This window comes from Nocardia sp. NPDC006630 (assembly GCF_040611495.1).
Lineage (GTDB): Bacteria > Actinomycetota > Actinomycetes > Mycobacteriales > Mycobacteriaceae > Nocardia.
This window is the reverse complement of record NZ_JBEXOK010000009.1, coordinates 232,559-247,071: the sequence shown is the minus strand read 5'-3', so window position 1 is coordinate 247,071 and position 14,513 is coordinate 232,559. Positions and strand designations below refer to the sequence as shown.

Annotated in this window: 15 protein-coding genes; 6 read left to right on the top strand and 9 right to left on the bottom strand. The window is 67.7% G+C overall.

Annotated features, from left to right (window positions below; all coding sequences use genetic code 11):
- Nucleotide 1: 1 nt before the first annotated feature.
- The 3 genes from ABZX86_RS27245 to ABZX86_RS27235 form a co-directional block, all read right to left on the bottom strand.
- On the bottom strand, nt 2-544 hold the full coding sequence (locus tag ABZX86_RS27245) for a thiamine pyrophosphate-binding protein (RefSeq protein WP_355127495.1): 543 nt from the start codon (nt 542-544) through the stop codon (nt 2-4).
- Between the two features lie 138 nt (nt 545-682).
- On the bottom strand, nt 683-1,393 hold the full coding sequence (locus tag ABZX86_RS27240; RefSeq protein ID WP_355127494.1) for a GntR family transcriptional regulator: 711 nt from the start codon (nt 1,391-1,393) through the stop codon (nt 683-685).
- A 97-nt stretch (nt 1,394-1,490) separates the two neighbouring features.
- Entirely contained in the window at nt 1,491-2,846 is a 1,356-nt protein-coding gene (locus ABZX86_RS27235) for an MFS transporter (protein WP_355127493.1), read from the bottom strand.
- A gap of 186 nt (nt 2,847-3,032) precedes the next feature.
- Between ABZX86_RS27235 and ABZX86_RS27230 the strand changes: the two genes are divergently transcribed.
- Nucleotides 3,033-3,611 (top strand): TetR/AcrR family transcriptional regulator, encoded by a 579-nt coding sequence (locus tag ABZX86_RS27230; RefSeq protein ID WP_355127492.1) that lies wholly within the window; start codon nt 3,033-3,035, stop codon nt 3,609-3,611.
- Nucleotides 3,608-4,813: an NADH:flavin oxidoreductase gene (locus ABZX86_RS27225; RefSeq protein WP_355127491.1), complete on the top strand. Its 1,206-nt coding sequence runs from the start codon at nt 3,608-3,610 to the stop codon at nt 4,811-4,813. Before ABZX86_RS27230 ends, ABZX86_RS27225 begins: the two co-directional genes overlap by 4 nt.
- Here the strand turns inward: ABZX86_RS27225 and ABZX86_RS27220 are convergent.
- The 6 genes from ABZX86_RS27220 to ABZX86_RS27195 are packed head-to-tail and all read right to left on the bottom strand — an operon-like array spanning nt 4,807 to nt 10,358.
- On the bottom strand, nt 4,807-5,550 hold the full coding sequence (locus tag ABZX86_RS27220) for an anti-sigma factor (protein WP_355127490.1): 744 nt from the start codon (nt 5,548-5,550) through the stop codon (nt 4,807-4,809). The two genes, ABZX86_RS27225 and ABZX86_RS27220, sit on opposite strands and share 7 nt — an antisense overlap.
- Nucleotides 5,543-6,199 carry an ECF RNA polymerase sigma factor SigK gene (gene sigK, locus ABZX86_RS27215; protein WP_355127489.1) on the bottom strand — a complete coding sequence of 219 codons (657 nt, stop codon included), beginning with the start codon at nt 6,197-6,199 and terminating at the stop codon, nt 5,543-5,545. The genes ABZX86_RS27220 and sigK (ABZX86_RS27215) overlap by 8 nt, the downstream gene beginning before the upstream one ends.
- A 10-nt stretch (nt 6,200-6,209) precedes the next feature.
- Nucleotides 6,210-6,992, bottom strand: a complete 783-nt coding sequence (locus ABZX86_RS27210) for a DUF1295 domain-containing protein (RefSeq protein WP_355127488.1) — start codon at nt 6,990-6,992, stop codon at nt 6,210-6,212.
- Complete coding sequence (locus ABZX86_RS27205; protein ID WP_355127701.1) at nt 6,989-8,224, bottom strand: class I SAM-dependent methyltransferase; 1,236 nt, start codon at nt 8,222-8,224, stop codon at nt 6,989-6,991. The genes ABZX86_RS27210 and ABZX86_RS27205 overlap by 4 nt, the downstream gene beginning before the upstream one ends.
- A 32-nt stretch (nt 8,225-8,256) precedes the next feature.
- Nucleotides 8,257-9,051, bottom strand: a complete 795-nt coding sequence (locus ABZX86_RS27200; RefSeq protein WP_355127487.1) for a DUF1365 domain-containing protein — start codon at nt 9,049-9,051, stop codon at nt 8,257-8,259.
- A complete protein-coding gene (locus ABZX86_RS27195) occupies nt 9,048-10,358 on the bottom strand; it encodes an FAD-dependent oxidoreductase (RefSeq protein WP_355127486.1) in 1,311 nt (436 codons plus the stop codon). Before ABZX86_RS27195 ends, ABZX86_RS27200 begins: the two co-directional genes overlap by 4 nt.
- A 276-nt stretch (nt 10,359-10,634) precedes the next feature.
- On the opposite strand from ABZX86_RS27195, the gene ABZX86_RS27190 reads away from it, so the two are divergent.
- The 4 genes from ABZX86_RS27190 (at nt 10,635) to ABZX86_RS27175 (ending at nt 14,394) form a co-directional block, all read left to right on the top strand.
- Nucleotides 10,635-11,273: a fasciclin domain-containing protein gene (locus ABZX86_RS27190; RefSeq protein ID WP_355127485.1), complete on the top strand. Its 639-nt coding sequence runs from the start codon at nt 10,635-10,637 to the stop codon at nt 11,271-11,273.
- 177 nt (nt 11,274-11,450) lie between these two features.
- Nucleotides 11,451-12,053 (top strand): ECF RNA polymerase sigma factor SigK, encoded by a 603-nt coding sequence (gene sigK / locus ABZX86_RS27185; protein WP_355127700.1) that lies wholly within the window; start codon nt 11,451-11,453, stop codon nt 12,051-12,053.
- Nucleotides 12,053-12,793 carry an anti-sigma factor gene (locus ABZX86_RS27180; RefSeq protein ID WP_355127484.1) on the top strand — a complete coding sequence of 247 codons (741 nt, stop codon included), beginning with the start codon at nt 12,053-12,055 and terminating at the stop codon, nt 12,791-12,793. The genes sigK (ABZX86_RS27185) and ABZX86_RS27180 overlap by 1 nt, the downstream gene beginning before the upstream one ends.
- Before the next feature lie 32 nt (nt 12,794-12,825).
- Nucleotides 12,826-14,394, top strand: a complete 1,569-nt coding sequence (locus ABZX86_RS27175; protein ID WP_355127483.1) for a molybdopterin-dependent oxidoreductase — start codon at nt 12,826-12,828, stop codon at nt 14,392-14,394.
- The last annotated feature ends 119 nt before the right edge of the window (nt 14,395-14,513 follow it).

Below are 14,513 nucleotides of genomic sequence, written 5' to 3'. Positions count from 1 at the left end.
ATCAGGCCGCCTTTCCGTCGGTATTCCAGAAGTGGGTCAGCACCACGACCGGCCGGAAGGTCATGCGCGCGTGCACACCCGCCTCGGTCACGACCGACTCCCAATCGGAAGCCGCACTGCGCCGGTCGATTTCGAAGACCGGCAGCCCGATCTGCCGCAGCATGCCGGGCGCGTACTGACTGAAGGTGTGGATCATCGAGTTGTATTCGCCGAGCCCGCCGCGGGTATTGGCCACGATCAGCAGCGGCAGGTGATAGGCCGTGTTGAAGGTGGTGAGCGCGGTCAGCGCATTGCCGAATCCGTTGTCCTGCATGACGATCGCACCGAGCTTCCCTGCCAGTGGGAGCGCGCCGAGCACCCCGGCCGCTTCCTCCTCCCGGGACAGCGGGAAGACGGTCCGCGAGCGGCCGTCCGCGCCGCCACTGGATGCCACGAGGGCGGAAATGACGGGCGCGACGCTCACGGACGGGACGTATCCGACCAGATCGACCCCCGCCGACCAGATGCCCCGGGCGATCGACGCCGCATACGAAGTTGGGTCCACAGCATGTCCTTTCACCGGACCTGACTGCCGAGTGATGGTTCACTAGACCACTGCAACATACTAATAGTCGTAAGTAGCATGCAACTGTTTGGCAGCAAAGATTCTGAAAGGTGACATGAGAGTGTCTGCGGGGGCGCCCTACTCGCCTTCGAGCGCGGAAATCGCGACCCAGCGCCGCCATTCGGCGACCAGCCCGCGCTCATTGCCGGTGCTGTGCGCGACCAGCAGATCACCTGAGCGCACCAGATGGCGGCGCATGGCACGCTCGGCCGCGACGCCATCACGCGCGAGCAGGGCGTCGACGATCTCCTTGTGATCGTGCAGTGCCACCTCGACCGGCTGATACTGCGGCACACTGTGCCGCCCATCCAGGCTCAGCGTCTGGCGCAGTTCGCGAACGGCCTTGACCAGCCGCTGATTTCCGCTGGCCTGCAGAATGAGATCGTGCAATCGCTCATCGGCGGCGAAGTATTCGGCGCCGCCGTCGGCCAGCTGCTCCATGATTCGGTACTCGGTGAGCATGGCCGCATCGTCACGGCTGGTCATCACCGCGGCGGCGCTGCGGCAGGCGGGCGGCTCCAGCAGGATGCGCATGCTGCACAGGTCCACAATGCCGCGCCCGTCCTGGCCGACCACGCGCGCGCCGCGATTGCGCTCGATCCGCACCAGGCCCAGATCGGCCAGCTTCAGCAGGGCCTCGCGGACGGGAGTGCGTGAGGCGCCGAACATTTCGCCGAGCTCGCGCGAGGAATAGAGCACGCCGCGTTCCAGCCGGCCCTGCCGGATCGCATCGCGAATCTCTTCGGCGATCCGCTCGGACTTGCTGTCTGCTGGCACATCCTGCGACACGAGACCTCTTCAGGGGAACCGGGGCGAACAACGGCAATTCGCCCGCGGCAGGTTGCCACGGGCGATTGCCCAGCCTAATCGTTGCCCGCGCGAACGCCTACGTGCCCACGCCGGATGCCGGTTCGGGCCCGGCTATCACCACGGGCGCCCGCCGTCCGCGGGCCGCCAGTCCGGCCAGCACCGCGAAGGCGGCGATATTGGCGAAGATCATGACGCCCATCGACAGTGAGGTGTCGCCGTGTGAGGCATCCTGAATCCAGCCGAAGGCGTACGGGCTGACAAACCCGGCCGCATTGCCGAGCGAATTGATCAGGGCGATGCCGCTGGCCGCGCCCACCCCTGCGAGGTAGCCGGTCGGCACCGACCAGAACAGCGGTTTCGCGGTTTGGGCCGCCATGGTGGCCACCGTGATGGCGGCGAAAGCAATTGCCGCCGTGTGCAGTTCGACCGCCGTCAGTAGAAAGGCGGCCACCGATACGGCGAGGGCGATCAATACCGGCCGGGACGACGCCGTGCCCCGGACCCTGCGGCCGGTGAGGTACATGCAGATCGCGGCCAGCAGGAACGGCACGGCCGAAAGCCAGCCGATCTGAAAGCTGCTCAGTCCGTGCCCGGCCTGTTTGATCACCGACGGCATCCAGTAGGTGAGCGGATACGCCCCGCACAGCAGCAGGAAGTAGGCCGCGCACAGGGAGATCACCCGCTTGTCCCGCAGCGCGGCGCGGTGCCCGGCGGGTGCGGCGGTCGCCCGTTCCGCGTCCTCGGCCTCCAGAATGGCGGCGAGCGCGGCCTTTTCGCCGTCGGTCAGCCAGCGCGCCACGGCGGGCGTTTCGGTGAGCACGAAGAAGAACACCGCACCCAGCACGATCGCGGGCACGCCGCCGACCACGAACACCCAGCGCCACCCCGAGAGCCCCAGCGTGCCGTCGAAGGTATCCAGAATCCAGCCGTTGAGCGGCCCGCCGATCACGCTCGCCACCGGAATGGCGACCATGACCGTCGAAATCACCCGGGTGCGTTCGGAATTGGGGTACCAGCGGCTGAGATAGACGATGATGCCGGGGAAGAATCCGGCCTCGGCCACACCGAGCAGAAACCGCAGTACGCACACCGTCGCGAGATTCGGCGCGAACGCGGTCGCCGCCGCGATCAGCCCCCAGGTCACCAGGATTCGGCTCAGCCACATCCGCGCCCCGACCTTGGTCATGACGATATTGCTCGGCACCTCGGCCAGGATGTAGCCGACGAAGAAGATGCCCGCCACAAATCCGTACTGGGTGGCGCTGAGCCCGAAGGCCTTGTCCATGCCGAACTTGGCGAACCCGATATTGATTCGATCGATATAGCTGACGATGTAGCCGATCATCAGCAGTGGGACCAGTCGTACCGTCACCTTCCGCAGGGCGCTCGCCCGCAGTAGTAAATCCTCGGACCGAGGACCGACACTGTCCATTTTTCCTCCACATGGACCCAGACGGCACACCACCCAATGTTGTGGCATGCCCTATTGCGTGAGTAGCATGCTACTCACGCTGTGACGGGGACCACAAGGGGGAAAATCATCGGCCTCGGAGGATCGTCTGACTCACCGTTTCAATCAATGATTGAAATACTGATTGAGACATGATTCACTGCTGGCATGGTCGAGAAGGTCGGGGCGGGAACCCGGGAGCGGTTGCTTGCCGCCGCCGAGCGGGTGTTGCTGGTCGAGCCGTACGACGAGGTGTCGGTGCGCGGTATCTGTGCGGCCGCCGGGGCGAATCCGGCTGCGGTGCACTATCACTTCGGGTCGAAGGAGGCCCTGGTCGGCGCGCTCATCGAGGATCGGCTGGGCCCGCTCTGGGTCAGCGGACTGGCGGATGCGACGGCGGGCCGGGATTCGGTGCCCGCGGTGGTCGACGCGATTCTGGGGCCGTTCGTCGAATTGGTCTCAGATCCTCTGGGCCGCATGCATGTTCGGCTACTGGCCCGCTTCGTACTGAGCCGGCAACTGACGTCCTGGCAGGGACGGTGGTTCCGGATGGACACCTGGGCCGCACTGCTGCCGGAGCTCAGCGCCGGCGAGAGCCGCCGCCGCTGGGCCCTGGCCTTCGACCTGATCATTATGCGTTTCGGCAGCCCTGAGATCGACGAGCACGGAATATCCGAGCGGGCCCTGGCGACACTGCGGGATTTTGTGGTGGCCGGGCTGACCGCGCCGGTAGGAGAACGAGCATGAACGAGATATTCGCACCGGCCACTCTGGGCCCGATCACCTTGCGCAACAGGGTGATCAAGGCCGCGACCTTCGAGGGCCGTACCCCGGACGCCCTGGTGACCGATGAGCTGATCGACTTCCATCGAGAGGTGGCCGCCGGCGGCGTGGGCATGACCACGGTGGCCTACTGTGCCGTGGCCCCGGGCGGTCGCACCGATCGGCACCAGATCTGGATGCGCCCGGAAGCCGTTGCGGGACTGCGGAAGCTGACCGATGCGGTACACGCCGAGGGCGCCGCGGTCAGCGCTCAGCTCGGCCATGCCGGGCCGGTGGCCAATGCGGCGTCCAATCGGGTGCCGGCGCTCGCGCCCAGCCCGCTGTTCAGCCCGCTGAGCATGAGCGCCATGAAGGTCCCCGATGCGCACGAGATCAAGGAGCTGGTGGGCGCGCACGCGAATGCGGCCCGGCTGGCGGTGGAGGCCGGATTCGACGCGGTGGAAATCCATTTCGGGCACAACTATCTGGTCAGCTCGTTCCTGAGCCCGCTGCTCAACCGGCGCAAGGATCACTACGGCGGGTCGACCGCCAACCGGGCGCGCATGGCCCGGGAAATCGCCTGTGCGGTCAGGGAAGCCGTCGGCGACCGGATCGCGGTGACAGCCAAGCTCAATATGGAGGACGGTCGTCGCGGCGGGCTCACCGTCCCGGAATCGCTCCAGGTGGCCGCGTGGCTGGAGGACGACGGCGCCCTGGACGCGCTGGAATTGACCGCGGGCAGCTCACTGCTCAATCCCATGCTGCTCTTCCACGGTGATGTACCCCGGCGCTCGTTCGCGAATGCCCTTCCGGGACCGGCCCGCTGGGGCTTCAAGGTGGTGGGTCGTGCCTTCCTGAAGGAGTACCCGTACCGGGAGGCGTTCCTGCTGGAGCGGGCTCGTCAGTTCCGCCGGGAACTGTCCATGCCGCTGATCCTGCTCGGCGGCATTACGAATATGGACACCATGCGCACCGCCATGGCCGAGGGCTTCGACTTCGTCGCCATGGGTCGTGCCCTGCTGCGCGAACCGAACCTGTTGCACCGCATCCGATCCGATGCGGACACCCGCTCGGCCTGTGTGCACTGCAATGAGTGCATGCCCACCATCTACACCGGAACCCGCTGCCTCTACCGTCCGGACCGCGCACCCGAGCCGGTCGAGCTCACGCTCGACCGCCGCTACTGAACTGTCACTGCGACCAGGGGAGTGGTGGTCGGCTGATCGGAGCCACCCGCGGGTTCGACCGAGACCGCGATGCCCTGAGCGTGCTCGAGGTGCATGAGCATGGGTTCGCGATCGGTCGGCAGACTGGCGACAATGCCGGCCGACTTCGGTTGCCCGCCCGGCGGCAGCAGCCAGAGCTGGTAGGTGTGATCAGCCGGAGCCGCCGGAACGGCTGCGAAAGACACTGTGGCGGCGTCCAGTTCACGTGAGGCATTGACGGTGACGGTACCGCCGCCGGTGAGTTCCTCGGTCGCAGCGCGGGTATCGGAGTGCGTGAGCACCTGCGAGGCGGTGATCGCGCCGGAATCGGTGGTGCCGCTGCGGTGCACGGCAATGGTCGTGCCGAGGGCGATGGCGACGACGACCGCGGCGGCGGCCGCGATCCAGCGCAGTGTCACGGCCCGGCGTGCCCGCAGCGGAGTGACCTGTGTTGCACCGGAACCGGATTCGGCGATCTGCTGGTCGAGCGCGCGCTGCAGTGCCGCCTCGAGTGCGGGCGGTGCGGGCCGGGCGTCGACGACCGTCATGGCGGCCATGGCTTCGCGGATATCCCGCACCGTGGCCCGGAACTCGGCCGCGACGGATTCGCCGGCGCGGCCCAGCCGTTCCTCGATCTCGAGACGCTCGGTATCGGCGAGCGCGTCGAGAGCATAGGGAATCGCCAGCTCGAGCAGGTCGGCGTGCTGGTTCTCAGACATCGGTCACCGCTCCCGTCAAACAGTTCTGCAGCCGTTTGAGGCCGTCGCGAATGCGCGTCTTGACGGTTGACAGCGGTATGCCGAGATGCTCGGCCACCTGGGGGTAGGTACGCCCGCCGTAGTAGGCGAGCGCGAGGGTTTCGCGCTGGGTGTCGGTCAAGGCGCCGAGGCAGTCGACGACCGCGCGCTCGTCCGCGCGCTGGCCGACGGCCTCCGCGACGACATCGTGGTCCCGGCCGAGTTCGCGATGCCCGTACGCGATATCGCGGGTGTAGGAACGGGTTTCGGTGCGTACCCGATCCACAGCGCGCCGATGGGTGAGCATCATCAGCCAGCCGATCGGGCTGGCCAGCCGCTCGTCGTACTGCCCCGCGGTATTCCAGACGTAGAGGTAGACCTCCTGGGTGATCTCCTCGGCCGCGTTCTCCCGGCGCAGCACGCGCAGCGCCAGGCCGAATACCCGGTCGTGGGTGGAGCGATAGAACTCGGTGAAGGCCGTGCGATCACCCGCCGCGATACCGGCCAGCAGTTCGGCCAGCCGATGTGCGACATCCGGCCCGCCCGCTGGTCTGGTGGCCGGACAGGCCGGTCCCGATTCACGCTCGGCGTCGTCGGTGTGCACCGACTCGAAGCGCTGGTGGTCCGCCATTCGTGCGAGCCTAGTGTGATCGTGCACGGTGTGGGGGCCATGGGAGGAAATAGGCCGTACGCTGCTGGTATTCGCGATACCCGGGACGCTGGCCCATATACCGTTCGAGCAGTCGCGCCCCGGTGCCCTGGATCAGGACATAGGACATGAGCAGGGGAGCGAAGATCGTGAGCACCCCCGGCCAGGCGCTCGCGGCAATGAGCCACAGACCCCACCAGACCGCGAAATCACCGAAGTAGTTCGGATGGCGGGTCCACGCCCACAGCCCCCGATCCATGACGGTGCCCCGATTGGCGGGGTCGGCCCGGAACTGTTTCAGCTGCCGATCGCCGACGGCTTCGAAGGTGAAGCCGAGCAACCACACGAGAATGCCCGCGACCACCACGAACCGCCCGAAACCAGCGGTCGGCCCGGCCGTGGCCGATACCTGGATGGGCGCCGATATCACCCATTGCGAGAGGCCCTGCGTAATGAAGATCCGGCGCAGCGCAATTGCGGGCGCGTGGCCGTGCCGGTCGAGCAATTGGGTGTAGCGGGGGTCCTCGCCGTGCCCCGCGGTTTTGCGGTGCAGATGCCAGCTGAGCCGCAGCCCCCATACGGTGACGAGCCCGAGCAAGAGCAGCCTGCGGTCGAGAGCGCCGTGGCCGAACAGGGCCGCGACCAGGGCGACGAGTACGAAGCCGAGACTCCACACCACATCGACGATGTTGTACCTGCCGATGCGCCGGGCGATGACGAAGGTGATGCCCTGCAGAACGGCGAGCACCAGCAGACTCAGCAGTGCGATGATCATCGCTGCTCCTCGGGCCGGTCCAGGACGAAATGCCGCACATCGAGATAGCGCGAGCGGAATCCGGCCTCGGAGTAGGCGAGATAGAACTGCCACAGCCGCCGGAACCGCGCGTCGAAGCCGAGTGATTCGATATCGGCGGCGCGGCTGTCGAACCTTTCCCGCCACAGCCGCAGGGTTTCCGCATAGTGCGGTCCGAATCCGTGCTGCTCGCACACGCGCAGCCGGGTGTGCTGTGCGGCAGTGTCTTCGATGGCCTCGGCCGAGGGCAGGAAGCCGCCGGGGAAGATGTACTTCTGAATCCAGGTGTAGGTCGTGCGGGTGGCGAGCATGCGATCGTGCGGCATGGTGATGGCCTGCAGCGCAATTCGCCCGCCGGGTGCGAGCAGTCGATCCAGGCATTCGAAGTAGGTGGGCCAGTGGCGGTATCCGACGGCCTCGATCATCTCCACCGAGACGATGGCATCGTAGGAACCCCGCACATCGCGGTAGTCCTGCAATTCGACGCAGACCGATTCCGCGTATCCCGCCGCCGCGACGCGCAGCCGTGCGAGCTCCTGCTGCCGCGCCGACAGGGTCACCGAATGCACGAGCGCTCCGCGCGCGGCGGCCCGCACACACAATTCGCCCCAGCCCGTGCCGATTTCGAGCACCCGGCTCCCGGCGTGTACTCCGGCGGCGTCCAGCAGCCGGTCGATCTTGTGGCGCTGGGCCGCCGCCAGCCGCTCCCACGGCACCGGGCCGGCCGCGAGCTCGGCGTCGTCGAACAGCGCGGCGGAGTACGTCATCGTGTCGTCGAGGAAGAGATGGAACAGCTCGTTGGACAGATCGTAATGATGCTCGATATTGGTGCGGGCATTGTCCGTGGTGCCCAGCTCTCCGGCCGGTGGTGTCGGCAGCGCGGCCCGGAACCGTTGCAGCGGACGGGGAATCAGCCGGGTGAGCTCGGTCGCGAGCACATGCAGTACGGCCGCCGGATCCGGCGCGGTCCATTCGCCCGCCGTATAGGACTCGCCGAAACCGATGAGTCCCTGACTGCCGACCCGGGCGAAGAATGCGGCCGGATTGCGAATGATCATGCGCGGCAGGGGATCGGTCTCGGACTGCGTTCCGAGAAGCGTCCCGTCCGGCAGTTCCACCCGCAGCGGCAGTCGGGCCACCGCGCGCCGGAAGAGTACGGACGCACCCGTACCCAGCAGCCGGGCGCGCAGCCCGCCGGGCACCGGGGGTCGCAGGGCGTCGGTGGTGGAGTCGAGGCAGGAACTGGTCACAGTGCTGTCCTTCGGGAAGATTCGGCGAGTGGCCGCGGTGTGATCGGCAGTCCGCGCGCCCATAACGAAATGCCATGTCGGCGAATGCGGGTCGCGATGAGCCAGGGCGCGAGCGGGGCGCGCCACTGGGCGCGCAATACGGTGCGCGGTGTCACCGGCACGCGGTGGCCGGACACCGAGGCGGTGAACGGCGCCCGGCGATCGCGCAGCAGCGTGATCCGCAGGGCCAGCTCATCGCCGGGTTCGGGTAGTCGCAGCAGATACCGCCCGTCGACGTCATTGAAGGGCGAGACATAGAACCGCTTGTCCACGCCGGCGCGGCCGAGATCGTCGGGCCGGACCAGATAGGCGTGCCGTTCGCCGTAGGTGTTGTGCACTTCGGCGATGACACAGCGCAATTCGCCGCCGGCGTCGTGGCACCAGAACACGGTCAGCGGATCGAAGACGTAGCCGAACATCCGCGCGTTCATCAGCGCGGTGATCCGCCCGCCGGTGCAGTCCACGTCGTGGCGGGCGAGGAAGTCGTCGAGCCGGGCGCGCAGGTCGTCGCTCCTGCGGTTGTTCCGTACCGCGCCCGTATAGCCGTGTGCGTCGATCTCACCGCGTGTCGGCGCGAGATGATCGGCGGCGTGGAACGAGGCGAAGGGGCGCAACGGGATCGGCAGCACCGGCGGGTTCTCGACGTCGAAAAACCAGCTGTAACCGCGATATTCGAACTCGTGCTGTACCGGGTCCTTGCGTACGTGCCGAATTCGCGTGAGATACAGCGCGGGCTCGCGAGCGGTGCTCATCGTGCCCCCACCGCGTCCGCCGCTTTTCCGCGCAGATGCACCGGCCACCAGCCGCCGAGCCGCTCGGCCGCGCGCAGCCCGGACAGCGCACCGTCCTCGTGGAAGCCCCAGCCGTGATAGGCCCCGGCGAATGTCAGCCGGTCCGTGTCGATTTCGGGCAGCCGGGCCTGCGCGGCAACCGAATCGGGCGTGTATATCGGGTGCTCGTACGTCATCTGGGCGAGGAGATGCGCCGGATCCACCAGATGCGCGCCGCCCAGGGTGACCAGGAACCGGCGATCGGTGACATGGTCGAGCCCCATCAGCCGGGTGATGTCATAGGTGACAACCACACCCTCGGCGCTGTCGGCGTCCCTCGGCACCAGATAGTTCCAGGACGCACGCGCCCGCGGCGCCGTCGGCAGCAGCGATTCATCGGTATGCAGCTGAGCGGGATTGAGCGAGTACGGCATGGCGCCGAGCACGGCGGCGGTGAGCGGGGGCGGATCGGCGAGCAGGGCCAGGGCCTGCTGCGGATGGGTGGCCAGGACTGCGGCGTCGAAGCGGCGCACGCCCGAGCGATCGCCGACCAGGACGTGGTCCCCGCGTTCGGCGACCGTGAGCACCGGCGTTCCGGTGCGGACCTCGTCGAGCGTCGCGGCGATCTTCTCCACATAGCGCGCCGATCCGCCGACGACGGTGCGCCAGGCGGGGGAGTCGTACACGCTGAGCATGCCGTGGTGGTCGAGGAAGCGAAACAGGTACTGGGCCGGATACCTCGTGGCGGTGTCCGGATCGCAGGACCACACGGCAGCGACCAGCGGCGTCATGAAGTATTCGGTGAAATACCGGCTGAATCGGTGCTCCCGGAGGAACTCCGCGAGGGTGAGCTCGCAGCCGTCCTGCCGCAGTAACTCGCGCGCCGCACGGTGGAAGCGCCGGATCTCGGTGAGCATGCGCAGATAGCGGGGCTTGCCCAGCATGCGGGCGGTCGGGAACAGGCCGCCCAGCCCCTTCGCCCCGGCGTATTCGAGGCCGAGGGCGTCCGCACGCACCGACATCGACATATCGGTCTCCCGGGTCGGCACCCCGAGTTCCTCGAACAGCCGCAGCAGGGTCGGATAGGTGCGGTCGTTGTGCACGAGAAATCCGGAGTCGACCCGGACCCGCCGACCGGGCGCGAACTCCACCTCATGGGTGTGCGCATGTCCGCCGAGGCGGGAATCTCGTTCGTACAGGGTCACCCGATCGTGCTTGGCCAGCACATATGCCGCGGTGAGCCCGGCTACTCCGCTGCCGATCACGGCGATATTCCGTCTTGGGTGCATACCTCGATTTCGACATGCCCCCCTGCCCGGTTTGGCCGCGGCGGCACGAGTTTCGCCGGCGACCGTCAGCGGCCGGATTCGAAGAAGTTTCCGATTCGACCAAACCGGCGGGCGGCCCGGGGCGAAACCCAGTACGTGGTCATCGGATACGGATGAACACCGGGGCTCGAGCCGCCCCGCCTGTAGAAGGTCACCGGCCGACCGAATCCCACCCCGATCTTCGGCCGGTGGCCGGCGGCGGGGGCCGTCCAACAAATCCGAAGGAAACGAATCCTCATGAAGCTGATACAGCGTTCTTTTGTCGTGGCGGTCGCCCTTGCCGCGACCACCGCGGGCGTCACCGCCTGTTCGAGCGATAAGTCCGACTCCGGCAGCGCCTCGACCACCTCGATGGCCGGTGCGACCACCAGCGCGGCGAGCGCCGCGAACCTGGTCGGTCCCGGCTGCAAGGACTACGCGCAGCAGGTGCCCACCGGCGCCGGATCGGTGAGCGGTATGGCCCAGGATCCGGTGGCCGTCGCGGCCTCCAACAACCCGCTGCTGAAGACGCTGGTGTCGGCGGTGTCAGGCCAGCTCAACCCGCAGGTGAATCTGGTCGACACCCTCGACGGCGGGCAGTTCACCGTCTTCGCTCCGGTGGACGCGGCCTTCGCCAAGGTGCCCGCGGCCACGGTCGATTCGCTGAAGACCGATGCGCCCACGCTGACCAAGATCCTCACCTATCACGTGGTGCCCGGGCAGATCGCGCCCGACAGCATTGCCGGCACCCACAAGACCGTCGAGGGCGCCGACGTGACGGTCACCCGCAGCGGTGACGACATCAAAGTCGGTGGCGCATCAGTCATCTGCGGTGGTGTGAAGACCGCGAACGCGACGGTCTATCTGATCGACAGCGTCCTCATGCCGCCCTCCTGAGCGGGGACGAGCACCATGGTCGCCCACGTCCACCACGTCGTCAGGAGGCGAGAGGCAGATGTCGAAGCCACGAATCCCGTTCGTCCCGGCCGGATCTGGAGGAATACCGCAGGTGCCCGCGTGACGGAGGAAGAGAATTCGACGGTTGTCCCGCTGTTCCGGGACTTCGACGGGGAGATGTCGTCCGGCCCTTCGTGTCCCACGCGGGGGAATGAGCGGGACGACGACCTGGCCCGCCGCCTCGCCGCCCTGGTGGCGGCGGTGGGCGCGGGTGACCGTGCCGCGTTCACACAGCTGTACCGGCTGACCAGCCATCGCGTATTCGGTCTCGCGCTACGCATGTCGCGCAATCGCGCGACCGCGGAGGAGGTCACCCAGGAGGTGTACCTGCAGGCGTGGTCCCTGGCCTCCCGCTACGACGAGCGGATATCGAGTCCGATGGGGTGGCTCATGATGCTCACCCATCGGCGGGCCGTCGATCGCATCCGGGTCGAGAGTTCCGCTGCCGGACGCGATTTGGCCTACGGTCAGCTGCATCTGGGCCGTGATCACGATGTGGTGGCGGAGACGGTCGAGCAGCGACTCGAGGAGCGCGCGGTGGTGCACTGCCTCGGCACGCTGACTCCGCTGCAGCGCCAAACCATCGAACTGGCCTACTACGGCGGCCGCACCTACACCGAAGTGGCCGAACATCTCGGCACCCCGGTGCCCACCGTGAAAACCCGGATCCGCGACGGGCTCAAACGCCTGGCGGCCTGTCTGACAGGAGGTGACCTGTGATGAGCATTGTCGAGCATCCGGATATGGAACTGCTCGAACTCGCCTATCCGTATGCGATGGACGCCGTGACCGATCATGAGCGCGGCGATATCGAACTGCGGCGCACCCGCGCCGATCGGGTGACCGTGGCCGAGTTCGACGCGACCGTATCCGCGGTGCGGGAGAGCATGGCCGAGCTCAGCATTGTCGATGCCTACCCGGCGCCGAAGCATGTGGAGGACCGGCTGATGCGCGCCCTCGATCGGGTGCTGCAGGGCGCCCGGGACGATACCGGGCCGCAGCGGGCCGGCGGTCTCGCGCGATTCTCGAGACTCGAGTGGCTGGCCGCCGCGGCGGTACTCGTGGTGGCGATCGGCATGGGCTTCGGCCTGGTCGCCTATCGCAGCGCCGAGCGGCCGGGCATCACCGCGGCGATGATCGATCGGCAATCGGACGTGTCGATCCGAATGGTCCCGGTCTCGACCGGTGGCGAACTCGAGATACACACTTCCGCAACACTTTCGGCGGCCTCGATCCGCTTCCTTCGGGTTCCGGCGCCGCCGGCCGCCCGTGCCTATCAGGTGTGGCTGGTACCGCTCGGCGGCCAGGCGCGCTCCGCCGCCGTCCTCGACTCGGTGCCGCGCGGTCCGGTGGTGACCACCTTCCGATCGGTGGACACCCTGGCCGTCACCGTGGAACCGGCGGGCGGCTCACCACTGCCGACCACCACCACGATCGCCAGTCTCAATCTCGTCACCTGAGCGGCGATCGGCCCGGAACGAGAGCCGAAGCGATGACCGCACCGAGCATTACTTCCCCTGCGCCTCAGCAGAATTCACCGATCACGCGGCGGTACTGGATACGGGGCGCGGCGGCGGGCCTGCTCGCCGCGGCGCTGGTGCTCGGTGTCGGCCAGCTTGTCGCGGTGTTCATCGATCCGGCCTCCTCGCCCTTCTTCGTACTTGGCGCGACCATGGTCGATCACACGCCGCATACCTTGAAGGACGCGGCGATCCGCCGGTTCGGCAGCAATGACAAACTGGCACTGTTCATTTCGATGTCAGTTGTCATGGCGCTCGGCGCGGCGGTGGCGGGCATGGCCGAGCGCCGGCGGCCGCTGGGCACCGTGCTGTTACTGCTACTGGGTGGCGTGACGGTGTTCGCCGCGCTGCAAAGGCCAACGGCGACAGCATGGTTCGTGCTTCCGACCGTGGCGGGCATCGCTGCCGGAGTCGCCGCCCTGCGACTGCTGGTCGCGGGCACGCCGTCCCTGCGCACTCCCGAACCGGCTGATATGACCCGTCGCCGATTCCTGGTGTCCGCGGTGAGCGTCGGCGCGCTCGCCGTGGGCACCGTCGCGGCGGCCCGCTGGCTCGGCGCACATCTGCGGGATGTGGTCGCGGACCGGGCCCGCTTCCTCTTACCGAAGCCGCTCCGATCCGCACCCGCGGTGCCGCCGGAGGCCGAGCCCCGGGTCGCGGGCCTCACCTCGTTCCTCACCCCGGACGATCGGTTCTACCGGGTCGATACCGCCCTGCAGCTGCCCGCGCTCACCAGCGGCGACTGGCGGCTGCGGATTCACGGAATGACCGATCGCACCGTGGAATTGGATATGGACGGGCTGCGGCAGCGCACCGCGGTGGAGCGGATTCTCACGCTCACCTGTGTATCCAATGAGGTGGGCGGTGAGCTCGCCGGAACCGCGCGCTGGCTGGGTTATCCGCTCGCCGATCTGCTCGCCGACGCGGGTGTGCACGCCGACGCCGATATGCTGCTGTCCCGCAGCATCGACGGATTCACCGCCGGCACACCGCTGTCCGCCGTCCTCGACGGCCGTGACGCGCTGCTCGCCATCGGCATGAACGGTGAGCCGCTGCCGATCGCGCACGGATATCCCGCGCGACTGCTCGTTCCGGGCCTGTACGGATACGTCTCCGCCACGAAATGGGTAGTGGACCTGGAGGTTACCCGTTTCGACCGGGCCAGCGCCTACTGGACCGATCGCGGCTGGGCCGCTCGCGCGCCCATCAAGACCGCCTCCCGCATCGACGTGCCCGCCGCCTTCGCGACGGTCCCGGCGGGTGCGGTGACCGTCGCGGGCGTGGCCTGGGCGCAGCAGCGCGGTATCGCGGGTGTCGAAGTGCAGGTGGATGATCAGCCCTGGCAGCCCGCGACACTCGCGGCCGAGTACTCCATCGACACCTGGCGGCAGTGGACCTGGCAGTGGACGGCCGTGCCGGGCACCCATACGCTCCGTGTGCGCGCTACCGACCGGACCGGGCAGCTGCAGGCCGAACAGCGCACGCCGCCCTTCCCGAGCGGGTCCACCGGCTGGCACAACCGGGTGGTCAGCGTCCGATGAGGGCCGCTCCGTAGGTATCTCCGTTTTAATCGAGCCGGACCGCCCGTGGCGACCGGCCCGATTGTTGCTGCGGCAGTGAATAAATCGGCCCTATTTGCCCGAATTGACTGTTCCTATCA

Bases quoted from the DNA above. Each gene is read 5' to 3' on its own strand.
- ABZX86_RS27235 (WP_355127493.1), bottom strand. From the start codon at position 2,846: ATGGACAGTGTCGGTCCTCGGTCCGAGGATTTACTACTGCGGGCGAGC.
- ABZX86_RS27230 (WP_355127492.1), top strand. From the start codon at position 3,033: ATGGTCGAGAAGGTCGGGGCGGGAACCCGGGAGCGGTTGCTTGCCGCC.
- ABZX86_RS27225 (WP_355127491.1), top strand. From the start codon at position 3,608: ATGAACGAGATATTCGCACCGGCCACTCTGGGCCCGATCACCTTGCGC.
- ABZX86_RS27220 (WP_355127490.1), bottom strand. From the start codon at position 5,550: ATGTCTGAGAACCAGCACGCCGACCTGCTCGAGCTGGCGATTCCCTAT.
- sigK (WP_355127489.1), bottom strand. From the start codon at position 6,199: ATGGCGGACCACCAGCGCTTCGAGTCGGTGCACACCGACGACGCCGAG.
- ABZX86_RS27210 (WP_355127488.1), bottom strand. From the start codon at position 6,992: ATGATCATCGCACTGCTGAGTCTGCTGGTGCTCGCCGTTCTGCAGGGC.
- ABZX86_RS27200 (WP_355127487.1), bottom strand. From the start codon at position 9,051: ATGAGCACCGCTCGCGAGCCCGCGCTGTATCTCACGCGAATTCGGCAC.
- ABZX86_RS27195 (WP_355127486.1), bottom strand. From the start codon at position 10,358: ATGCACCCAAGACGGAATATCGCCGTGATCGGCAGCGGAGTAGCCGGG.
- ABZX86_RS27190 (WP_355127485.1), top strand. From the start codon at position 10,635: ATGAAGCTGATACAGCGTTCTTTTGTCGTGGCGGTCGCCCTTGCCGCG.
- sigK (WP_355127700.1), top strand. From the start codon at position 11,451: ATGTCGTCCGGCCCTTCGTGTCCCACGCGGGGGAATGAGCGGGACGAC.
- ABZX86_RS27180 (WP_355127484.1), top strand. From the start codon at position 12,053: ATGAGCATTGTCGAGCATCCGGATATGGAACTGCTCGAACTCGCCTAT.
- ABZX86_RS27175 (WP_355127483.1), top strand. From the start codon at position 12,826: ATGACCGCACCGAGCATTACTTCCCCTGCGCCTCAGCAGAATTCACCG.